General features: G+C 41.8%; 23 protein-coding genes, 1 tRNA gene and 1 riboswitch. Of the genes, 3 read left to right on the forward strand and 21 right to left on the reverse strand.

Going from position 1 to position 22,673, the window contains the following annotated elements:
• Positions 1 to 3: 3 nt before the first annotated feature.
• The 11 genes from DXB39_RS04995 to DXB39_RS05045 form a co-directional block, all read right to left on the reverse strand.
• On the reverse strand, positions 4 to 705 hold the full coding sequence (locus DXB39_RS04995; protein ID WP_117840773.1) for an ABC transporter ATP-binding protein: 702 nt from the start codon (positions 703 to 705) through the stop codon (positions 4 to 6).
• Between the two features lie 774 nt (positions 706 to 1,479).
• Positions 1,480 to 1,878 (reverse strand): hypothetical protein, encoded by a 399-nt coding sequence (locus DXB39_RS05000; protein WP_022242417.1) that lies wholly within the window; start codon positions 1,876 to 1,878, stop codon positions 1,480 to 1,482.
• A gap of 17 nt (positions 1,879 to 1,895) precedes the next feature.
• Positions 1,896 to 2,186, reverse strand: a complete 291-nt coding sequence (locus DXB39_RS05005) for a hypothetical protein (protein WP_022242418.1) — start codon at positions 2,184 to 2,186, stop codon at positions 1,896 to 1,898.
• A 19-nt stretch (positions 2,187 to 2,205) separates the two neighbouring features.
• Complete coding sequence (locus tag DXB39_RS05010; protein WP_022242419.1) at positions 2,206 to 2,439, reverse strand: helix-turn-helix domain-containing protein; 234 nt, start codon at positions 2,437 to 2,439, stop codon at positions 2,206 to 2,208.
• 84 nt (positions 2,440 to 2,523) lie between these two features.
• Complete coding sequence (locus DXB39_RS05015; protein ID WP_117840772.1) at positions 2,524 to 3,894, reverse strand: MATE family efflux transporter; 1,371 nt, start codon at positions 3,892 to 3,894, stop codon at positions 2,524 to 2,526.
• A gap of 199 nt (positions 3,895 to 4,093) precedes the next feature.
• Positions 4,094 to 4,176, reverse strand: a tRNA-Leu gene (locus DXB39_RS05020).
• Between the two features lie 64 nt (positions 4,177 to 4,240).
• Positions 4,241 to 5,521 (reverse strand): diaminopimelate decarboxylase, encoded by a 1,281-nt coding sequence (locus tag DXB39_RS05025; RefSeq protein WP_022242696.1) that lies wholly within the window; start codon positions 5,519 to 5,521, stop codon positions 4,241 to 4,243.
• A gap of 138 nt (positions 5,522 to 5,659) precedes the next feature.
• Positions 5,660 to 7,633 carry a sensor histidine kinase gene (locus DXB39_RS05030; protein ID WP_117840771.1) on the reverse strand — a complete coding sequence of 658 codons (1,974 nt, stop codon included), beginning with the start codon at positions 7,631 to 7,633 and terminating at the stop codon, positions 5,660 to 5,662.
• The gene (locus tag DXB39_RS05035; RefSeq protein WP_022242694.1) at positions 7,630 to 8,328 is read right to left on the reverse strand and encodes a response regulator transcription factor; all 699 of its coding nucleotides are present in this window, start codon (positions 8,326 to 8,328) and stop codon (positions 7,630 to 7,632) included. The genes DXB39_RS05030 and DXB39_RS05035 overlap by 4 nt, the downstream gene beginning before the upstream one ends.
• A gap of 87 nt (positions 8,329 to 8,415) precedes the next feature.
• A complete protein-coding gene (locus DXB39_RS05040) occupies positions 8,416 to 8,751 on the reverse strand; it encodes a branched-chain amino acid transporter permease (protein WP_022242693.1) in 336 nt (111 codons plus the stop codon).
• Positions 8,741 to 9,457 carry an AzlC family ABC transporter permease gene (locus DXB39_RS05045; RefSeq protein WP_117840770.1) on the reverse strand — a complete coding sequence of 239 codons (717 nt, stop codon included), beginning with the start codon at positions 9,455 to 9,457 and terminating at the stop codon, positions 8,741 to 8,743. Before DXB39_RS05045 ends, DXB39_RS05040 begins: the two co-directional genes overlap by 11 nt.
• Before the next feature lie 161 nt (positions 9,458 to 9,618).
• Here DXB39_RS05045 and DXB39_RS05050 point away from each other — a divergent pair, with 161 nt between their 5' ends.
• Positions 9,619 to 10,314, forward strand: coding sequence for a lytic transglycosylase domain-containing protein (locus tag DXB39_RS05050; RefSeq protein ID WP_117840769.1), 696 nt, complete (start codon positions 9,619 to 9,621; stop codon positions 10,312 to 10,314).
• Between the two features lie 185 nt (positions 10,315 to 10,499).
• Here the strand turns inward: DXB39_RS05050 and DXB39_RS05055 are convergent, their stop codons facing one another.
• From DXB39_RS05055 to DXB39_RS05085, 7 genes are all read right to left on the reverse strand, one after another.
• Complete coding sequence (locus DXB39_RS05055; RefSeq protein ID WP_117840768.1) at positions 10,500 to 11,198, reverse strand: 5'-methylthioadenosine/adenosylhomocysteine nucleosidase; 699 nt, start codon at positions 11,196 to 11,198, stop codon at positions 10,500 to 10,502.
• 90 nt (positions 11,199 to 11,288) lie between these two features.
• Positions 11,289 to 11,768, reverse strand: a complete 480-nt coding sequence (locus DXB39_RS05060; protein WP_117696767.1) for an S-ribosylhomocysteine lyase — start codon at positions 11,766 to 11,768, stop codon at positions 11,289 to 11,291.
• 208 nt (positions 11,769 to 11,976) lie between these two features.
• A complete protein-coding gene (locus DXB39_RS05065; RefSeq protein ID WP_117840767.1) occupies positions 11,977 to 13,434 on the reverse strand; it encodes a glycoside hydrolase family 1 protein in 1,458 nt (485 codons plus the stop codon).
• A gap of 11 nt (positions 13,435 to 13,445) precedes the next feature.
• Positions 13,446 to 14,297, reverse strand: a complete 852-nt coding sequence (locus DXB39_RS05070; RefSeq protein ID WP_117840766.1) for an MBL fold metallo-hydrolase — start codon at positions 14,295 to 14,297, stop codon at positions 13,446 to 13,448.
• Positions 14,297 to 15,697, reverse strand: a complete 1,401-nt coding sequence (locus tag DXB39_RS05075) for a PTS transporter subunit EIIC (protein ID WP_158564690.1) — start codon at positions 15,695 to 15,697, stop codon at positions 14,297 to 14,299. Before DXB39_RS05075 ends, DXB39_RS05070 begins: the two co-directional genes overlap by 1 nt.
• 112 nt (positions 15,698 to 15,809) lie before the next feature.
• Positions 15,810 to 17,564, reverse strand: coding sequence for a BglG family transcription antiterminator (locus DXB39_RS05080; protein WP_117840763.1), 1,755 nt, complete (start codon positions 17,562 to 17,564; stop codon positions 15,810 to 15,812).
• Positions 17,565 to 17,570: 6 nt separating this feature from the next.
• Positions 17,571 to 18,059: a DNA-deoxyinosine glycosylase gene (locus DXB39_RS05085; RefSeq protein WP_117696752.1), complete on the reverse strand. Its 489-nt coding sequence runs from the start codon at positions 18,057 to 18,059 to the stop codon at positions 17,571 to 17,573.
• A 100-nt stretch (positions 18,060 to 18,159) separates the two neighbouring features.
• On the opposite strand from DXB39_RS05085, the gene DXB39_RS05090 reads away from it, so the two are divergent.
• Both DXB39_RS05090 and asnA read left to right on the forward strand, forming a co-directional pair.
• Entirely contained in the window at positions 18,160 to 18,819 is a 660-nt protein-coding gene (locus DXB39_RS05090) for an alpha/beta fold hydrolase (RefSeq protein ID WP_022242683.1), read from the forward strand.
• A gap of 63 nt (positions 18,820 to 18,882) precedes the next feature.
• Entirely contained in the window at positions 18,883 to 19,893 is a 1,011-nt protein-coding gene (asnA, locus tag DXB39_RS05095) for an aspartate--ammonia ligase (protein WP_022242682.1), read from the forward strand.
• A gap of 96 nt (positions 19,894 to 19,989) precedes the next feature.
• Here asnA and dapB read toward each other — a convergent pair whose 3' ends face one another.
• The 3 genes from dapB to DXB39_RS05110 form a co-directional block, all read right to left on the reverse strand.
• The gene (gene dapB / locus DXB39_RS05100; RefSeq protein ID WP_022242681.1) at positions 19,990 to 20,751 is read right to left on the reverse strand and encodes a 4-hydroxy-tetrahydrodipicolinate reductase; all 762 of its coding nucleotides are present in this window, start codon (positions 20,749 to 20,751) and stop codon (positions 19,990 to 19,992) included.
• 19 nt (positions 20,752 to 20,770) lie between these two features.
• A complete protein-coding gene (dapA, locus tag DXB39_RS05105; protein WP_117840761.1) occupies positions 20,771 to 21,661 on the reverse strand; it encodes a 4-hydroxy-tetrahydrodipicolinate synthase in 891 nt (296 codons plus the stop codon).
• A gap of 257 nt (positions 21,662 to 21,918) precedes the next feature.
• Positions 21,919 to 22,097: riboswitch (Lysine riboswitch) on the reverse strand.
• Between the two features lie 78 nt (positions 22,098 to 22,175).
• A complete protein-coding gene (locus DXB39_RS05110; RefSeq protein ID WP_117840760.1) occupies positions 22,176 to 22,661 on the reverse strand; it encodes a cob(I)yrinic acid a,c-diamide adenosyltransferase in 486 nt (161 codons plus the stop codon).
• Between the last annotated feature and the right edge of the window lie 12 nt (positions 22,662 to 22,673).

Genomic DNA, 22,673 nt, shown 5'->3' on the forward strand with positions numbered 1-22,673 from the left:
GGACTACCATTCAATCTCATCGACATCCACGATATGTTCATTTTTCTCTATCTTTTGAATGGTTCCGCTCTTTACGGTAATGACACGGTCTGCCATTGCAGTCAGTGCCTGATTATGTGTAATTACAATGACGGTTTTGCCCTGTTTTCTGCAGGTGTTCTGCAGCAGTTTTAAAACGGCTTTTCCGGTATTATAATCCAGTGCCCCTGTCGGTTCATCACAAAGCAGCACCTTCGGATTCTTTGCCAGTGCTCTCGCAATTGCCACTCTCTGCTGTTCTCCACCGGATAGCTGTGCCGGGAAATTGGCTTTCCGTTCACTTAAGCCCACCTCATCTAAAACTGTTGCTGCATCTAACGGTTCCTTGCAAATCTGTGCTGCAAGTTCAACATTTTCCAATGCTGTAAGATTCTGCACCAGATTATAAAACTGGAATACAAATCCCACATCATATCTCCGGTAACTGGTAAGCTGCCGCTTATTATATGCTGAGACTTCTTCTCCATCCAGATATACTTTTCCGGTGGTCAGATAATCCATTCCTCCCAATATATTTAATATTGTTGTCTTTCCCGCTCCGGACGCTCCTACGATAACGCAGAATTCTCCCTTTTCTATCTCAAAATTCACATCATGTAATGCTTCTATCGTAACTTCTCCGGTTTTATATACTTTACTTACATTCTGAAAGGATACAAATGCCATTTGATAGCTTCCTCCTTTTATTCTGGTTATTCAGGTGATTGTGCAAACGGGATAGCGAACTTTGTTCCAATTATATTACGCTGATACGCAGGGGATTATCTTCCGCTATGAAATGCCATGGTTCTAAAATACGTGTTTTCCTTGTTGTTATAAAAACCGTCTTTCCAATGTTTGTCAGAAGAGCTACACGGTTCGTCGAAATACAGATGCCTGATAAGGGCTGTTTAGGGACACTTGGAATTTCGTCTGGCAACAGGCAACGCTAGTGCACGGATGCACCAGCGAGGCACAACTGAACAAGGATGTGAATTTGTGCCGGTTGCCAGATGCGATTACATATAATATCGAAATTCCCAGTGTCCCTTGCAGGCATTATGTGGCATCTGCCTTCGACGGACAGTGCAGCTATTCCGCCAAAGCAACCGGAAAGACAGTTTACAAACAAGAAAAACACGCATTCTAAGAACGATTGGCATTTCATACCGAATAAAGATAATTCCTCTGTGCATCCCGTAATATTTTCAGACCAAAATCTATCTCCTTCATAACCACCTGTTACCTGCTTATTGTAATGGTAGCACAATCTTTCCTCTTTTTGAAATTAAATTTTTCTAAAGTCAGGAAGTACGCTTTCCAAATTACACCTACAAAACCTGCCACCAGCATTTTCTTATGAATGCCTGACAACGAAAAATCCACTTTCTTAGAATCACAGTCAGAATCTGCTATTCTAAAAAAGTGGATTATACATTCAAATATCCGAAAAATTTTTTCTTATAACAACGGAGCTATCACTGCATCAAACATACAATTTAAACTCTCTTCATATATCTCCTGATACGTACGGTGAAAAGTCTCAGTAATTGCCATTGCCTGCTTTGGTACTTCTTCGTAAAGTCCAAATGCCGCCTCATATACTTCCGGATTCTTATCGTAAAATGCTTCTGTCATGGCATTTTCAAATTCAAATCGTGCGCCCTTGGAAAGATGCTCTTTAAAATCCTCTTTCCGTACATTTTTCACATAATCATCCTGAAATATATTTAATCCTTCTGCCTTGACTAATTCCTCTAAGCCTTCTTTTACATCTTCGTAAGTCATGGTCTTGAAATTCTCTACAAAGAATTTGTCAAATGTCTCCTTATCCGGAAACTGCTTTGTTAAGCTCTCCATCTCTTTTTCCTCCTGTCTTATACCGCATGCAAAATCATGCGTTCCCGATATACCACTTCCATATGGTCTAATACTCTTCTCGCCCGCTGATACTGGTTATAATGTGTGCTGATAACGCAGACTTCCTTCGCCCCATTATAAGCAACTCTCTTATAAAATGGAACTCTCACCCAGTTCTGTGTAAACGGAATCTCATGGCTTACCAGTGTCCGCATCATCTGACTGCTGACTCTGGCATTGGTAGTTCTGCATAATTCCACATCCCGGTCAATATTTTTCCCCATGGTCTTCGGTTTGTTCTTCTTCATAATAATACCCTGTCTCCTTCTATTTGTCCATAATCTGAATCTCTACGGTCTTCCCCAGACAGCCTGCTACCTTCACCAGAAAATCCAGACTTGGATTATATCTTCCGCTCTCCAATCTGGAAATATTGGATTTCTTCGTGCCTGCCCGCTCTGCAAGCACTTCCTGGGTAATATGCTGTTCCTTGCGCACCGCCTTCAACTGACGCACCACATCCGAACGCGTCGACTGCTCCCTGCTCTTATTCTTCTCCATTTCTCACCTCAACAACTGTCTCTATGTTATCATATATGATAACTTATTGTCAACGAAAAAGAGCCTCAAAAGGCTCTTTTTGAACTATTCTTCTATCTGACGCAGCACCTTGCGGAACTGGAAATAGAACAGTACAGACGTAAAGCTTACCGCCAGCACATCCGCTACCGGCTCTGCCATATAAACTGCCATTGCCTGATTGCCGGTAAAAATGTGTGGCATAATATAAATAAGCGGCAGTAATAATACGAATTTACGCATGACCGCTACAATAATAGAAGATACTGCTTTTCCCAGTGATGTAAATGCCATCTGACACGCCATCTGGATTCCGAATATCATAATTGCCATAAGATAAATCCGGAGTGCATTTCCAGTATACGCAATCAGTGCCGCATCTGAGGTAAACATGGCTGCAAATGCTCTTGGAAATGCCATCACCAGTGCCCACAAAACAAAGGAAAATCCAACATCAATTTTCAATAATAAGAAATAGGCTTCTTTTACCCTGTCTGCTCTTTTGGCTCCATAATTATAGCTGATAATCGGCTGCGCTCCCTGACCCAATCCCTGTAACGGAAGTAGTGCAAACTGCATGACACTGGTTAATATGGTCATGGCTCCTACTGCCATATCTCCGCCATATCGTAATAACGAAGAATTAAAGCAGACTGAAATCACGCTCTCGCTTGCCTGCATAATAAACATTGCTGTTCCAAGTGCAATACTCGGCCAAATAATATTTGCCTGCAAAACCATATTTTTTCCTTTCAGGCGAAGATGCGTTTTCTTTCCGCATAAGAAAGCCAGCACCCAGATACAGGAACATGCCTGGGAAAGAACCGTTGCCAGCGCTGCTCCTTTTACACCCATTCCAAATCCAAAGATAAATACCGGATCCAGCACAATGTTAATCACTGCACCAATCAGTACCGACAGCATACTGGTTCTGGCAAATCCCTGCGCCGTAATAAATGCATTCATCCCCAGGGTCAACTGCACAAAAATCGTTCCTATAGCATAAATATTCATATAATCAGCAGCAAAAGAAATTGTATTTTCGCTGGCTCCAAATGCCAGAAGAAAGCCTCTGTTTCCAGCCAGCAGAAATGCAGTCAGTATCAGCGATACAATAATCTGGGTGCCAAAACAGTTCCCCAGCGTTTTTTCCGCCTTGTCCTTCTCTCCTTTTCCCATAAATATGGTTGCCCGTGGAGCACCGCCATTGCTAATCAGTGCTGCAAACGCAGATACTACCATAATAAGCGGCATGCATACACCAACTCCGGTCAGTGCCATTGCACCATCCCCCGGAATATGGCCGATGTACATACGGTCTACTATGTTATACATCATATTAATCAACTGGGCTGCAACGGTAGGCAATGCCAGTTTTAATAACAGCTTTCCTACCGGTTCTGTTTCTAAAAATGTTCTGTCATTGGTCTGTTCCATGTAATCCTCCTTACCTTCTACTCGCGTAACTACGGGAAACACGCTTAGCGAGTTTCTCGAGTTATCGCGGTGCTCGCCAAATCTGAACAGAAAAGAAGTTCGCCAAAGCGAGCTTGGCTCCTCCTTTTCTCCCAGATTTTTCTCGCTACTCGCGTAAAAAAAGAACCGACCAGTAGTCGATTCTTTTCCAAAATATTAATGCCGGCAGCGGGACTTGAACCCGCACGTGGTTGCCCACAACAGATTTTGAGTCTGCCTCGTCTGCCATTCCGACACGCCGGCATTTATTCGGTTCAGTCGAACCGAACAAAAGAAAGTTTATCATATTTTCTAATAGATTGCAAGTTTATTTTTCCGGGTCTTTCATATTTTTCAAAATATCAAAGCAGTCAAATGTTGCAAAATAATCCTTCGGTGTCTCTGCACGACGGATAAGCTGTACGGAACCATCTTCCTTCAAAAGTAACTCAGCGGATTTTAATTTACCATTGTAGTTATAACCCATGGAATAACCATGTGCTCCGGTATCATGAATTACCAGATAATCGCCCATGTCAATCTTCGGCAACATACGATCCACGGCAAATTTATCATTGTTCTCACAAAGAGAACCGGTTACATCATATTTGTGGTCGCATACGCTGTTGTCCTTGCCCAGCACGGTAATGTGATGATATGCTCCATACATTGCAGGACGCATCAGGTTTACTGCACAGGCATCCACACCAATGTATTCCTTGTGTGTATGTTTCTCATGAATTGCCTGCGTCACAAGGCATCCATAAGGTGCTAACATAAAACGGCCCATCTCAGTATAGATAGCTACATCACCCATACCTGCCGGAACTAAAATTTCATCATAAACCTTGTGTACGCCTTCGCCGATAACACGGATGTCGTTTGGTTCCTGGTCTGGTGTATAGTTCACACCAACTCCACCGGAAAGGTTGATAAAGCTGATATGGCAGCCTACTTCTTCTTTTAATTTAACAGCTACTTCAAAAAGCTGTTTTGCAAGCATCGGATAATACTCGTTGGTTACGGTATTACTTGCTAAGAATGCATGAATACCAAAATTCTTTGCACCTTTTTCTTTTAAAATCTTAAAGCCTTCAAATAACTGCTCTGTTGTAAATCCGTATTTTGCATCTCCCGGGTTATCCATGATACCGTTGCTCATTTTGAACACTCCGCCCGGATTATATCTGCAGCTGATGGTCTCCGGAATCTTACCGATTGTCTTCTCTAAGAAGTCGATATGGGTAAAGTCATCCAGGTTGATGATTGCGCCAATCTTGTCTGCAAATTTATATTCATATGCAGGGGTATCATTGGAAGAAAACATAATATGCTTTCCGTCAAATCCCTGGGAATCAGCTAACATCAGCTCTGTCTGGGATGCACAGTCGCAGCCGCAGTCATACTCTTTTAAAATATTTAAGATAAATGGGTTAGGGGTTGCCTTTACTGCAAAATACTCACGAAATCCCGGATTCCATGCAAATGCTTCTTTTACTGCCTTTGCATTTTCACGGATGCCTTTTTCATCATAAAGGTGAAACGGGGTTGGATATGTCTTTACAATTTCTTCAATCTGTTCTTTTGTCACAAATGGTTCTTTCTTCATAATAGTTAGTCTCCTTCTCGCCTGCAGGCTTCCCGCCGCAGACCTCTTGCCTCAGCTAAGTAGTATTCTAAAATTCCCATTGTGACTTGTCAACCCGTCATTATCATTTTTATATTGTATCTTAAGACTTTTTCTCAATTATGATTCATTTCCCACATGATGTGGAAATGTCAGCGTCACTTTAAAGAAATCCCCATCGATAAGCAGCCCGAACGTTCCATTCATAAGTTCTGTCAGGCTCCGTGCGATAGATAATCCAAGGCCGCTGCCTTCCGTATTTCTGGAGCTGTCTCCCCGGACAAAGCGTTCCTGCAGTTCCTCTCCCGTCATATGCAAAGGACTCTTTGAAATATTTCGAAATACGATGGCAACATTTCTCTCATCCTGCTCCAGGTCAAGATATACTCTGGTTCCCGGCTGTGCATATTTATAAATATTGCTCAGCAGATTATCAAAAACTCTCCACAGATGTCTTCCATCTGCCAGAACAACAAGCTCTTCCTGCGGATGATGAATCACCAGTTCCAGATTCTTTTGTTCCAGCCGTTCTTCATATTCGCCTGCTGCCTGTGTCAGCAATACCTCCGGTACACATTTCTCCCAGTTCACCTTCAGCACTCCGGATGAAGCTTTGGATGCCTCAATCAGATCTTCAATCAATTTCTTCAGGCGGGCAGACTGTCGTGTCAGCACTTCTAAGTATTCCTGCACCTTCGGATTTTCCACATCCTCTTTGGTCAGCAAATCCACATAATTAATAATAGAAGTAAGCGGTGTTTTAATGTCATGGGATACATTGGTAATCAGCTCTGTTTTAAAATGCTCGCTCTTCATCCGCTCATCCAGTGCTGTCTGCATTCCGCTTCCAATCTGATTCAGATGCTCTGCATAATTTTTAAATTCTCCACGCATATGGCTGGTGTCCATCTGATAATCATAGTCACCCTCTGCAATCTTCTCACCACCCTGCTTCAACTGATTGAGATTTGCCAGTATGATGCAGAATATCAGGAAAAGTGCTGCCTTTTCTACCAGAAATACCAGAAAAATCCACTCCCAGTTGTAACTGTCTTCCAGCATCAGAACACCGATAAATTCTATGAAAGTAATGCCCAGTGCAATCACTACACCTTTATAAATAAACGGCATATGCTTTTTAATATAAGACAATGCCTGTTTCAGCCATTTTACAAACCGGCATAACAGCGTGTTGCTCCACAGCGTCTTTGTCTTATGCCTTACTGAGCAGCTCATGAGAAATACTAAAAGCAGGGTTGCTGTCAATACTGCCAGTATCACAATGGCAGCAAAGGAGCCTATGTCCGTTCCGTAAAATCCCCATATGTTTCCAAAAAATCCTGCCACACAGGCTGCAACGATATAAAGCATCAGTCCATAGAGTTCCAGCGGAATCTTATCGATAAAACTTCTCTGTATTCTGCCCTCTTCATCCTTCTTTCCGGCAGTCCGTACCAGCGTAACCAGTAAAATAACTGCTCCAATTGTACTTACTGCAAGTACCGCAAAGATTGCATAGCGGGTCTTATATGCAAAATCAATATATTTCATTTTAAAATACAAATCATCATGATAAGTCAAATCCCCCAGCGGGAAGAATGCCACTGCATAAATATCACCTCTTGAAAGATTTGCATCCTGTTCTTCTACTTCCGTAAATATCTGCTCCGGACTGTTTAAAACATCTATGGAAATTCCCGGATAACAATAACTGTCATAATTTCCCACGATTGCCATGTATTCCGGAATGACGCTTGCCAGACTTCCGTTTTCTATGGTACAGATTCGTTCCACGGAAGTATCTACACTCTTTTTAAATACATAAAAATTAAAGTTCGTCTCATCAGCCAGGCTGTATGCACAAGACCGCGCATCCTCTATATCATAATTTACAAAGTCTGAAAAAATTTCTGCTGCCAGATAGGAACCAATCTGCTCCTGAAAGTCTGCCGCTGTTTCCTCCTGGCTGTTTCGATAGATCTGGCTGTCTATCATTTCCAGCGTAAATACTGCAGATAAAAATGCAATTGAAGTCAGTAAAATAAATGCAATGACTGCGCTTGCTCTTCTGATGCTTCTTTTTTTCTTTTTCATGGTGTGTTTCCTCTTTCCATCTTATAGCCCTGTCCCCACACCACTTTTAAATATCGTGGATTTGCAGGGTCATACTCTAATTTTTCCCGAAGATGGCGAATATGCACTGCCACTGTACTTTCTGAACCAAACGGCGCATCTTTCCATACTTTGCGATAGATATCCTTTGGAGAAAATACAACTCCGGGCTGTTCCATAAACAGTTTCAAAATATCATACTCTGTAGGGGTAAGACTCACCGCATCTCCGTCCAGCGTCACAACCTTGGCACTGTCATCTAATTCAATGCCACCGATGGCAAGATTCTTCTTTGTCATGTTTCCACCTCCCAGCTGCATATAACGGCGCAGCTGGGATTTTACTCTTGCCTGGACCTCCACCGGATTAAATGGCTTGGTAATATAATCATCTGCTCCCACCATAAGTCCTAAAACCTTATCGTTGTCTTCACTTTTTGCAGTCAGGAAAATCACAGGGACATTGCTGTTCTCACGAATCTTCACCATGGTCTGGATGCCGTCCATTTCCGGCATCATAATATCCATGAGCACAAGATGTATCTCTGTTTTCTGCATCATTTCAATTGCTTCCCGACCGTTATAAGCCTCGTAAATTCCATAGCCATCCGATGCAAGATAGATTTTTAACGCGGACACGATATCCGGTTCATCATCACATATCAATATGTTATACATTTTCTTTTCCCCTTTCCAAGTACACCATTATTGTATCGAATGAACCTTTAAGAACCAAGGCACCAAGTCTTTAAGATTTCTTTAACATCACGCAAATACTGTCTGTATTAACACCATATAAAGCACGGTTCCCACACCGATGCTCAGTAAATTATTTCTTTTCCACACATGTAAAACGATAACTACGAAAACTGCAATAAATTCCGGCAGACCAAATGGAAACTTCACTACATTTACTGCCTTTAAGCAATAAATAACAAGCATTCCCACAACTGCAGGCGGCAACACTTTTCCAAGATATTTTACGATTTCCGGGATTTCTTTTTTCCCACTGAATAATACAAACGGAATTGCCCTTGTTGTAAATACAACCAATCCGCAAACCACAATAATTAATAATGACCGTTCCACACTAATCGGCATTTTCCACTACCTCCTTTTCTTCCATCACCTTACGACCGGATAACAGAATTATCATAATACAAATCATGGATGGCAGAATGAAATTATCACTGCCAAAGATAAGCAGGCAGATAAGAGATGCTGCAATTCCGGTCAGCGCCGGCAAATGATTCCTGCTGGTCAGCCACTGCTCCACAAAAATTACGACAAACAATGCTGTCATAGCAAAATCAATACCCGTTGTGTCAAACGGAATCAGCGTTCCGGCAATGGCTCCGATGGCAGAACCAATAATCCAGTAAAGCTGGTCTAACAACGCAATGGAAAATAGGAATTTGTGCTCATCCACGCCCTCCGGCACTTTTGTAATAAAGAATAAGGAATAGGTCTCATCTGTCAGGGAAAAAATCATATATAATTTCTTTTTTCCCATATCACGGAATTTTTCTATTAAAGACAGTCCATAAAAGACATGCCGGATATTTACCATAAATTCTAAGAATATAATCTGCAGGAAACTGACTCCCGGTGCAAAGAAATTAACAGCCAGATACTGTCCGCTTCCGGCGTACACCAAGATACTCATCAGGATTGCCCAAAGAAAATTGTAGCCTTTTTCCTGATACATCACGCCAAATGCAATTCCTATAAAAAGATAACCTGTCAATACCGGTATCGTATACGGAAATGCTGCTTTCACTGCTTTGACATAGCCATTTTGTTTCATTCTGTAATCCTTCTTTCTAATTCGCCCTTTCTACATCAAACACAATAACTCTACAATATGAGACTTCAAAAAACAAGTTTTTTATGCTATACTAGAATAAATTGTAATTTTAATACACAGCCTGGAATTCGCATCTTAATGAGAAAGAAGAATTTCAGATTATGAAAGGAGTTCTATCCATGCAGATTGATCCGATTACCGCTGCGCTTGGAAGTACCGCTGCTTCCACAACCTCTGTAAACGGTGTAAATAATTTTGAATCCTATTTAAATAATGCAGGCAACAATTCCCTTGCATCTATCTTTCAAAAAGCCTCCGATACCTATGGTGTCTCTGTTTCTCTTCTGACCGCCATGGCAAAGCAGGAATCCAATTTTCAGGCAAATGCCACTTCCAAATCAGGAGCCATGGGCATCATGCAGCTAATGCCTTCCACTGCTTCTTATTTTGGCTGTACCGACCCTTATGACCCGGAACAGAATATTATGGCAGGTGCCAAATATATCAGCGAGCTTTTAAATAAATACAACGGAGATACCTCCCTTGCTCTTGCCGCCTACAATGCAGGCAGCGGCAACGTAGCAAAATACGGTGGAATTCCTCCATTTAAAGAAACCCAGAATTATGTAGCCAAGATCACCGGCTATATGCAGGAAGGTGTCACTCTTCCGGACGGAACATCCGTTGCTGCAAGTGCAAACAGCAATGCTGCCTACAATGCAGGCACTGTAGATAATTCCCTTTCTGTTGACCAGTGGGATTCCCTTGAGCAGAATGCCCTGCAGGATATTCTTGACCGCTTCTTTAATTATGATGACTATTTACGGTTTTTGAATATGTTTATGAAATTTATGTAAGATGACTGCAAAAATGCAACCCGGATATTTGTTGCTTCCTAAAAAGCATAGTTTTAGGGGCATTACAAATATCCGGGTTGTTTTTTTTTGCGGATTCCCGGAGGAGCCGGGAATTCTGGCTTTGCTGACTCTCGTCAGGGTAAAAGGCTGGCATTTCTGCGGTTTTTTACCCAATTCAAAGATTCTTACAGCTCCTTCATCATTTCCTGTACTAACTTTGCACAATGCTCTGCTGCTTTCTTTTCAAAAGTTGGATAATCCTCCTGTGCAGAGCCATCTGCTTTATCTGAAATTGCACGAATGACTACATATGGGATGTTATTTAAAGTTGCTGCCTGCGCGATGGAAGCTCCCTCCATTTCCGTGCAGTCCGGATGAAATTCTGCAATCAATGCATCCTTTATCTCTTTGCTGGAAATAAACTGGTCTCCACTTACTACGCGGCCTTCTGTTACATGAATATCCGGATTTACTTTTTTACATACCTCTACAGCAGTCTTACACAACTTTTCATCTGCCACAAAAGCAAGCTGCTCTAATCCCGGAATCTGTCCTTTTGCATAGCCTAATGGTGTCACATCCATGTCATGTTGAATAGCATCCTTAGATACTAAAATATCTCCGATATCTAATACAGAATTCAAAGAGCCTGCTACACCGGTATTGATAATATGTGTTACATCATATAAATCTGCAAGAATCTGCACGCACATTGCTGCATTTACTTTTCCTACACCGCACTGTACCACTACTACCGGCATTCCTTTTAAATTACCCTCATGAAATTCCATGCCGGCTTTCTTTGTAATCTGGTCTGTATCCATATTTTTCTTTAATGTTGCTACTTCTAATTCCATAGCACCGATAATTCCGATTTTACTCATGTTTTCTTTCCTCTTTCTGCTAATTTCCTACTTATGCATTACGCAATACATTTTTCATATCTGCTTTAAAGCAAATTTTCCAAGTATCCTCTACGCCGGATAATTCAGGTGTGCATCATCAATATGATAGAGCACATTATTTAAATAACGGTCTGCCAGATAGTTTGCCATACCAAGGTTCATATCAAGATAGTTGCCGCAGTCTTTTGGACTTGCGCCCGGTACCTCACCTTTAAAGTCACGGATGAATTCAAACATGCGAATCATCAGTGGCACGATATCTTTGGATGTATAGTCTCCCGCCAGCAATAAATAAAAGCCGGTCCGGCAGCCCATTGGTCCAAAATACACGGTCTTTCTGGCATACTCTGCGTCATTTCTTAAAAAGGTTGCACCAAGATGTTCTATGGTATGCACCTCTGCGGTATTCATAACCGGTTCATCATTTGGTGATGTCATTCTTAAATCAAAGGTTGTTACTGTACTGTCTCCTACTGCATCCTTTCTTGATACATAGACACCCGGCTGCAGTTTAATATGGTCAATTGTAAAGCTTGCGATTTTCTCCATATGCTTCTTCCTTCTTTCTCTTTTTTCAGAGTAAATTTATCATGCATTTTCTATTGTGTCAAATTTTCTAACAGTCCCCCCAGATTTCTCGCTACTCACCTGCAGAACCTGCCACCGGCAGCTTCTTACGGATGCGTTGCAGCGTAAAAAAGTAAGATGCATACCCAATACCCGCTGTACGCATCTTACTTTTTATCTCCACAATCCTTTATGCGGTAATATTTTTTCCGTTTTCCTGAATGCACTTTGCATACCAGTAATAGCTGTCTTTTGGGATTCGCTTAAAATCTCCGCTGCCATCATCATGTCTGTCCACATAAATAAGTCCGTAACGCTTCTTCATTTCGCCGGTTCCGGCACTGACAAGATCCATGGCTGACCAGATGGTATAGCCGAACAGGTCTACACCGTCCTCGATTGCCTCGCCCATTGCTGCGATATGGTCATTGAGATAGGAAATACGGTAATCATCGTGGATGCTTCCATCTGCATCGACTTCATCCGGTGCACCAAATCCATTTTCCACCACCATCATTGGAAGATGATAGCGGTCCCAAAGTTCATTTAATGTATAGCGCAGTCCCTTCGGATCTATCTGCCAGCCCCATTCACTAGCGGTCAGATACGGATTCTTGGCTCCCTCTAAAAGATTTCCATCGGTCTGCTCTGCTGCATCATCTATCGTGGCACAGTTTGTCATATAATAGCTGAAGGTATAGAAGTCCACACAGCCTGCTTTTAAAATTCCATCATCCTCCCGCTCCTTCTGAATCGTAATTTGATGTTCTTTAAAATAACGGTTCATATAGGACGGATAACTGCCGAACACGGCTACATCTCCGGCAAATTTATTTAATAGCCGGTCTTTGTGCTGGCACTCTAACATATCTTCCGGCCGGCAGGTCAGCGGATACTGCGTAATGTGTCCAATCATACAGCCCACTTTTATTTCCGGACTGATTTTCCTTGCTTCTATCACCGTTTTCGCTCCGGCAACAAACTGGTGATGTAATGCCTGGAATCTTACTTTTTCGTCTACGGTCATGGATTTAAGAGAAATGAATGCTTCCCCGCCGAGATATTTCCCATCAATCAGCCCCAGCGACTTATAAGCACCCATTGGCATTACGCCAAAGTTAATCTCGTTAAATAAAAGCCAGTAATGTACCTCTTCTTTAAAATAATTCATTACACAACAGGCATAACGAACAAAATCATCAATTACTTCCCGGTTTGCAAAACCGCCCTTTTCTTTTACCAGATACCACGGCATTTCAAAGTGGCTTAATGTCACCACCGGCTCTATGCCAAAGGATTTGCACAGAGTAAAAATATTCTTATAAAAGGAAAGTCCTTCCTGATTTGGCTCCTCTTCGCATCCGGTTGGAAAAATTCTTGCCCAACTGATACTCATGCGATAACATTTGCAGCCCATCTCCGCCAAAAGGCGGATATCTTCCTCATAATGATGATAATGGTCTACCGCATCATGGCTCGGATAGAATGCTCCTTCTTCCATGGTACTGCGAAACATCCGTGGTCTTCCGATTCCGCCACCTTTTATATAGTCCTGTATGGTAAGTCCTTTTCCTCCTTCTAAATATCCTCCTTCGCACTGGTTCGCAGCAGTGGCTACGCCCCATAAGAAATTTTCTTTAAATTCCACTTACACTCCCCCTATCGCTCTATTTTCCTTCCGAGGAATTCACCCAGCCGCTCATCAGAATATATGAGATTTACAGTCTGATAAAAATGCTGATAGCCGTCTCCTGCAAAAGAATGGAATGGTGCATCCTTTTTATAATTCTCCTGCAGTTCCCATTCGAAACAGTCTATCAAATCTGTCAGATAATTTTTCTGAATCGGAATAATGTCATGTGCCGGATAAATTTTATAATCCTCTGTTACTTTTAATGCCAGCTCCTTCAAGCTGTGAAGTGTACTCCGGAAGGGAGCCTGCACATCATTTCCCTGAAAATGCCAGATGTTGTGTGCAGATATCTGGTCTCCGGAAAAGAGCCATTTTTTCTCCTCTTCCAGAAGCATAATATGTCCATAGCTATGTCCCGGCGTATGTAATACCGTAAATTCAATATCTCCCAGCGAAATCTTGTCTCCATGACAGAGAAAATGAGGTTTCGTCTTATTGCTGATTCTCCACTCCGGGAACTCTTCCGGTATCAGTTCTTTTGTCCAGGGCATTTTATTTACCCTGTAATCCATTGCTTTTTTACGCATCTCTGTAGTGTCATTCCAAAGAAGCTTTCCCCAGTCCAGCGGATGTATCCACACTTCATCAAACCATTTGCTTCCAAGACCATGATCCGGATCACCGTGGCTTAACACCAGCATAACCGGCAAATCTGTAATTGTACGAACCAGTGGCATGATATTTTCATAGCCATATCCGATGTCAAAGAGCATTGCCTTATCACTTCCTATAACAAGATAACAATGCACACTCTCTGTCTCCGTAATCACATAAAGCTGATCCGATATTTTTTCCACTACATTCAGACTTTTTTCCATTAAGCTGCTTCCTCTCCATAAATGCTGTCATCAAATCCTAACACCCAGGTTGATACAAAGCTTACTACAATGGTAATTGCTGCTGCTGCAATTGCAAAATAGAAGTTACTCATCGTTCCATCCGGATTTAAGAAAATCGGCATTGTAAAGAAGGATGGAGCGCCGAAGCTGTATACTCTTACGCTGAAGATCGCACAGAAGATTGCGTTTACGATACATGCAATCCAGGTAGCAATCAAAGGTTTCTTCATTCGTACACAGATTCCATAAAGGGTAGGCTCTGTAACTCCTGCCAGGAATGCTGTAATTGCACAGGAAGATGCCAGTGTACGAAGGTTTTTATTTTTAGTTTTTAACATACAAGCTAATGCTACACCGAACTGTGAGAAGTTCATTCCGATAAATGCAACGAATAACATATTATCATATCCTGCTGTTGCAAACATGGACATTACAAGCGGAATCAATGCAAGATGCATTCCGGTTAATACTAAAAGTGGTGCAAGACAGCCAACAATTAATACAGAAGACCAAGGTGCTACGTTATTGATTGCGGTCAGTGCTTTGCATAAAAGGTCTCCACAATAGCTTCCGATTGGTCCGGTAATACATAACATAACTGGAATCATGATAATAACAGACAGTAACGGTTTAAATACAAATTTAACTGCTGCTGGAACAATTTTAACTACCAGCTTCTCTACATAGCTGAAGATCCAGATGGTTAAAATAATTGGAATTACGGTAGAGCTGTAATTTACTGTTTTCACCGGCAGTCCGAAAAGTGATACAAAGCTTCCCTGCTCCGTTAATCCAATCAATGTCGGACTAATCATAATTGCGCCAAGGAAAACACTGGTCATAATATCACAGCCGAATTTCTTGGCAGAAGTATATGCCAGTAATACCGGCAGGAAATATAATGCTGCATTTCCAACCATGCTGATGATGGTATAGGTTGTGCCTTCTGTACTCAGTCCGCACTTGGTTAAAATAATCAGTAATGCTGAAATCAATCCACTACACATAATCAGTGGAATTGCCGGTCCTAAAATGGCAGAAAGCACATTGAGAATTTTTGATACAATTCCATTTTTCTCCGGTGCTGCATCTGCTTTTTCAACCATCTTGCCATCACCGCTGTTTTCAATCTTATGCTTTGCTACAATTGCAGCATAAGCGGATGCTACATCATTTCCAATGATAACCTGAACACCGCCAACACTTTCTACTACGCCCATGACATCCGGCAGCTTCTTGATTCCTTCCAGGTCTGCCTTAGACATATCTGCAAGCTGAAAACGAAGTCTTGTAGCACAGTGAAACAGCTTGGTAATATTTTGTTCTCCTCCCAGCCGGGTAATAATTTCATCTCCCAGCTTCTCATAATTTTTTCCCATAAACATTCTCCTTTCATAAATGACCCGCATTTATTTTGTTAAGCTTATTATACCGTGCTTTTATGTTTCAGGAAATTTATACTTTTGCGTCACTAATAGCGAAATCCTCTGCCTAGCTCTGTCCACCTAACAGCTCTTTTACATAGTCAAAGAATTCTATCATATCCCCTTCTCCGCCATAATGTGCTGCAATAACTTCTGTAATCTGCTTACCGCCATAAGCAAATGGCTTTTTAAGATAAATACGATAAATCTTATTTCTTCCATCCTGCTCATGGTCAATCATAGAAAGACGATTGCTTCCGATGGTCTCCTTCGACACCTTCTGTTCCTGATATTCATAACCGATTCTTTTCTTTAAATCATCAAAGTCTGCCACTTCTTCTATCAGATACAGACTGTCCTTTGTGCCATATTTTTTCCGGAGCTTTTCTTCCGTTTCCTTCCAGTAGTTATTTTCAAGCTTATCAACATTTCTCCCCAGCCGCATAATCTGCTCATTGTCTGCAAAAAGGTCGAGATAAGTAAAGGAAGCATCCTTTAATACCAGCTCCTTTTCCGATGTAATCCGAAGCTGGTAATTCCGGCAATACCGTTCTTTTCTCTGTTCAAATAAATATTCCGGGATAACTGTTATCTCACTGATTCGCTCCCCTAAGAAGCCTTTTAATTTATTCTGTACATTATAAATGCTGCTGGCACTCTGGTCACTGATAAATAAAATATCCGGCTTTCTTCTGTTACGTTCAATGGCAGATGCAAAATAAAGCACCAGATAGCCCATTTCCGCATCCGGAATCTCTGTATTTAAAACAGGACTTAAACAGGTTCTTAAAAGATGCATTTCCAGCGGATACCGCTTTGCCATTTCTTTGGTATGATTACCGATATTATTACGTCCATTCTGAATCCGGAGTTCCATTCTTGACACATGGTCTGATAAAACCTCTAAAAGGTCCCGCTCCACCTGCAATTTAAGTCCGGTTTCCTCCTGCACCCGCTGGATAAATACTTCTAATTTCTGCAGCATATCCAGTTGAATGTCCGTCTCCTTACAGACCATATTCAATTCCTTTAACCGTGCCTCTACATTCTGCATTTCCATTTCCGGAAAATGATATCCGCAGACTTTCTCTATCTCTTCCACCAGCTCCATTGCCAGTCTGCCCGGACGGTTGATGCTGTCCTCTCCTTCTGTTACTGGAAATCCCATCTGGCTTCGCATCATGCAGACCGCAAGATAACGTGCAAAATCATGATAGGCTTCTCCCGATACGATAAACTGGTTTCTGGTAAATACTTCTGCCAGAACAGCCTGTAACTTTTTCTGATTTTCTGCAAACTGCTCCATCTCTTCTTCCGAAAACAACATATGATAATCCTGTCTGCTCTGCATGGTCTTCATGCACATGATTCTCTTTACATTCTCCGATGCCTGAATCTTAAGTCCATATTGTCCGGATACCAAAAGATCTGCCCCCGGCGTGCGGCTTATAATCCGCTTTACCTGCGGCAGGTCAGAAGTTACAGATGACCGGGAAAGGAATAATCGCTCAGAAATCGTTCCAATACTGGTATACTCCTTTTCAAACAGCAGCAAAGTAATAATCTGCTTGGAATGCACATAGTTCTCCTGTCCGCAACTTTTCTGTTCCTGCTCTAATGCAATCTTATTTTTCAAAAGATACCCCAGCCGGTTATTAGACTGTATCAGAGGCTCTCCTGACTGTTTCTCATTGATTGCCTTAATATCCATCTGCAGTGTCCTGCTGCTCACCCCGATATTTTCCCGCAGAAGGGAACCACTCATCCAGCCATCTGCACTTTTTAAGACCGCTATAATCTTTAACTGTCTGTCTGTATACATTTCATCCTATCTCCTGATTTTCTTCCATTCTTCTATCAGCCGCTCCAGACTCCATGCAGCATTGGCAGGACTGGTGGACGGCAGCTTGCAGATTTCTGCCTTATCCTTACAGGAACAGTATTTCATAAATAATTCGTAGGCTTTTGCGCCATTTAGGAAAACAGCCTCGATGGGAGCCTCCGTTAACAGCCGTTCAATATCATTTGCCACAACATTTGTTATGCTGCTGTCTGAAGATCCTGCTATGTCGCAGGATGCAATAACATCCCAGATAGCAATATGATTTTCGAGAAGAAATGCCTTCTTTTCTTCTATCGTCTCCGGGACCTCACAGCCGCATACTGCCGCCGTTACTTTCCAGAAGCGGTTTCTCGGATGGCCGTAGTAAAACCGGTTCTCTCTCGACTTGACCGACGGGAACGTGCCTAAGATTAATACTCTGGATTTTTTATCGTATACCGGGGCAAAAGTATGCATAACATGTTCTGTCTCCATCTTGTTTTCTCCTTTATAAAATGCTACACTAAAAAAGTTGAATTACCTTTACTATAAAATAGAATGACAAAATAATCAATTTTAAAGGACGATAATCATTATGTATATTCAATTAAATGGTCAGATTCTCTATTATGAAAAATATGGCGAAGGGCAGCCTTTCCTGCTAGTGCATGGAAATGGCGAAACCCACGAAATTTTTGATGTACTGATTCCGGAGCTTGCCGAACATTATACCGTTTATGCCATCGATTCCAGAGGTCACGGTCTTTCTGCTTCTCCAAAAGAACTTCATTACATGGATATGGCAGACGACATGGCAGCTTTTATTGATGCCTTAGAATTAAAGGCCCCTCTCTTTTATGGCTTCAGTGACGGCGGTATCGTCGGACTTCTCTTAGCTTCGAAATACCCGGATAAGCTCTCCAAGCTTATGATCAGCGGTGCAAACCTGACGCCAAAGGACATCAAAGGAAGAGACTACCGCCGCATCCGCAGGGAATGCAAAAAGAATCCGAATCCTTTTTCCACAATGATGCTCAATGAGCCAGATATCCAGCCGGTGGACTTACATAAAATCAAGATTCCAACCCTTGTCTTAGCCGGCGAAAAAGATTTAATCAAGAAAAAGGTTACAAAAAAGATTGCAGAAAATATTGAGCATGCCACTCTGGTTATTGTTCCGGGAGAAGGTCATGGAAGTTATATTGAACACAGTGATAAATTATATCCGCTTCTGTACTCTTTTTTAAACAAATAATCCATTGCAAACTCGAATTGCTGTGCTATAATAATTGCAGACTAAAATGAAAAAGGAGCTATTATGGAACATCTGATTATACCAAAAAATTATCAGTCTCAACTTAACCTGCATGATACACAGATTGCGATTAAAACAGTGAAAGATTTCTTCCAGAATCTGCTTTCCCTGCGTTTAAACCTTTCCCGTGTTTCAGCACCACTTTTCGTTGACCCTGATTCCGGATTAAATGATAACTTAAATGGTGTGGAGCGTCCGGTTACGTTCACCATCAAAGAACAGAATGAGCGTAAAGCAGAAGTTGTTCACTCTCTTGCTAAATGGAAACGTTATGCCTTAAAGCATTATGATTTCAAAGAGGGCGAAGGTCTTTACACCGATATGAATGCTATCCGCCGCGATGAAATCGCAGATAATATTCACTCTATCTTCGTAGACCAGTGGGACTGGGAAAAAGTCATTGCAAAGAAAGACCGCAGCATGGAAACTTTAAAAGATACTGTCCGTACTGTATACAAATGTCTTCGTAAAACAGAAAAATATATGGCTATCCAGTACGATTATATTGAAGAGATTCTTCCGCATGATATCTTCTTCATTACCACTCAGGAATTAGAGGATATGTTCCCTGAAAATACTCCAAAGGAGCGTGAATATTACATAACCAAGGCAAAGGGTGCTGTCTGCATCTTACAGATTGGTGATGTCTTAGAATCCGGCGAGCGTCATGACGGACGTGCCCCGGACTACGATGACTGGTCTTTAAATGCCGACATCTTAGTATACTATCCTGTCCTTGATATTGCACTGGAATTATCTTCCATGGGAATCCGTGTAGACAAGGCTGCACTGCTCTCACAGCTTGATAAAGCAGGCTGCCCGGAACGTGCTAAGCTTCCTTTCCAGAAAGCAATCATTGATGGCAAACTTCCATATACCATCGGTGGAGGAATCGGACAGTCCCGTATCTGTATGTTCTTCCTTCGTAAGGCCCATATCGGAGAAGTCCAGTCTTCTCTCTGGCCGGAAGACATGTGCAAGGCTGCAGCAGATGCAGGTATCCAGTTATTGTAAAACGAACTATGCGTAAATATTAAATCCCCGGTATCATATCTTTTTCGGATATGATACCGGGGATTTCTTATTTTGTAATTATATGCGTGCCCAACTCTACTCTGCACGGATTACATCATGCATATCATACATTCCGGCAGGTTTTCCCTTTAAGAACTTTGCTGCTTCTACAGCTCCTTTCCCAAAGATTGCCTTAGAATATGCCGTATGCTTAAATTCAATCACTTCATCAGTTCCTGCAAAGATTACTTCATGTTCACCAACAATGCTTCCTCCACGGACTGCCTGAATACCGATTTCTTTTGCATCTCTCTTCTTCCGCTCACTGCTCCTGTCTAATTTATAGGAATAGGTATTGTCCATAGCTTCGTTCATGGCATCTGCTAATGCAAGAGCAGTTCCACTCGGCGCATCCAGCTTCTGGTTATGATGTTTCTCTACGATTTCCACATCAAAGCCGGCAGGTGCAAGCTTCTTTATAGCAGTCTGCAATAAATCCATTAAGGTATTGATTCCAAGTGACATATTGGCAGATTTTAAAATTGCAGTCTCTTTGCTGGTCTCAGTAACTTTCGCCAGCTGGTCTTCGGATAAACCGGTGGTGCAAAGTACCAGCGGAAGCTTCTTCTCGCCACAGTAATTTAACAGTTCATCTACTGCCTTCGCATTGGAAAAATCAATCACAACATCTGCTGCAATCTGGCATTCCCGGATGGTCTTATATACCGGATAATCATTTTTCTTTTCATCATAGGTATCAATTCCGGCTACAATTTTCACATCTTCGTCCTGCGCAATCAGGCCGGTTATTACCTGACCCATTTTTCCATTACAGCCATGCATGATTACTTTTGTCATCTCTATCATCTCCAGTTTCTTATACTAATTTTAATCCATATGTACGCATTGCCTGAATCAGTCTCTCCTTATTGGCTGGCTCCATCTCGCAAAGCGGGGAACGAAGCGGTCCGACGTTCTTGCCCATAAGATTTAATGCTTCTTTTACCGGAATCGGGTTTACTTCACAGAATAATGCATCAATCAATGGAAGGGCTTCTCTCTGTAACTGATTTGCTGTTGCAAGGTCGCCTTTGAAGAAGCTTTCACACATATTATGCACTTTTGCCGGAGCAAGGTTTGCCCATACGGAAATTACTCCGATTCCGCCAATGGACATAAGTGGTACAACCAGTCCGTCTTCTCCGGAATATAAATCAAGCTTTCCATCGGTTAAGTACATGGTCTTAGATGCCTGTGCAAGGTTACCGGTTGCTTCTTTTAATCCAACAATATTTTCCTGGGTGCGGAATAATTCTGCAACTGTCTCCGGCAGAAGGTTACATCCGGTTCTTCCCGGTACATTATACATAATAATCGGAAGTCTTGTTTCCTGTGCAATCTTAGAATAATGTCCGATTAAACCTTTCTGTGTTGCCTTATTATAATATGGAGTTACGATAAGTGCTCCGTCTGCTCCTGCTTCTTCTGCTTCTTGGGTCAACTGGATTGCTGTCTCCGTTGAGTTAGAACCGGTTCCTGCTACTACTGGAACTCTGTGTTTTGCAAATTCTACTGCTGCACAGATTACTTTGTGATGTTCTTCCATGGATAAGGTAGAACTCTCTCCGGTTGTTCCTGCGATTACGATACAGTCTGTACCTTCAGAAATCTGTTCTTCAATTAATTCTGCTAATTTGTCATAGTTAACTTCTTCATTTGCTTTCATTGGGGTTACAATTGCAACTCCGGAACCTTTGTAAATAGACATGTTCTTTTTCCTCCACTTTATAAGTATCTTATTTATTGTATGAAGATATCGTTTGTTTTGCTTTTATTACCAGCATAACAAAGAATGTGCCTTGGCACATTCCCGCGCCTGCGGCGGTCGCTTGCGACATCTACCTTATACGCCGCAGTGCGCATCCTCGCGGAGCGTTTTTTTCTTTACAGGAAAGCAATTTCCTGTAAAGTAAAAAAACCGGCTCACAGGGAGCCGGTTGATATTCCACTTAAATTATTATGGATCATACCGATAGCGCCCCATCTTATTACAAGATGACAGTCATGAACTTCTTCAATCCATGCCCAAGATTATTCTTTGCAGGAAAAATAACCTTTCGGCGTGTTCCCCTTTCCTTATGTCTTCTTCTATGTCTGCCATATCCGACCAAGTACTCTTGTCTCACGCAACCTCTACCTTCATATATTAAATTTCTTACCTCAATATAGCACCGCTGCTACTATCTGTCAACGTCCTATGCAGACATTTTACATTTTCTTTCTTATTTTTCCGCAGTAATCTTATAAATCTCATCTGCATAACTGCGAATGGATTCTTCTAATACCCTTCCGGTCATAATAACCTCTGTTTCATCCATCTTTGCTTTTAAAACAGCTTCTAATTCTTCCGACGAAATTACTCCGGCATCTATAAGGCCCAGAACTTCATCCAGAATCAGTACATTGCATTCACCGGTAACCAGCACTTTCTTGGCAAAATTCAGTCCGTTTTTCATATTGAGTTTCTCTTCTGCCTGTCTTTCTTCCGGCAGTTCATCATAATTCTCTTCTGATTTTTCAAAACGGAATACCTTGATTTCCGGTTCTAACTGCTTCATATAAGCAATCTGATCATCTGTTTTTCCTTTTAAAAACTGGATAATAATTACACTCTTATTCTCTCCGGCTGCCCGCAACGCATTGCCCAGTGCAGCATTGGTCTTTCCACGACCTGCACCATAATAAATCTGTACGAAACCCTTTTCCATGACAAACCTCCA

Source organism: Roseburia sp. OM03-7AC (genome assembly GCF_003462625.1).
Lineage (GTDB): Bacteria > Bacillota > Clostridia > Lachnospirales > Lachnospiraceae > Roseburia_C > Roseburia_C amylophila.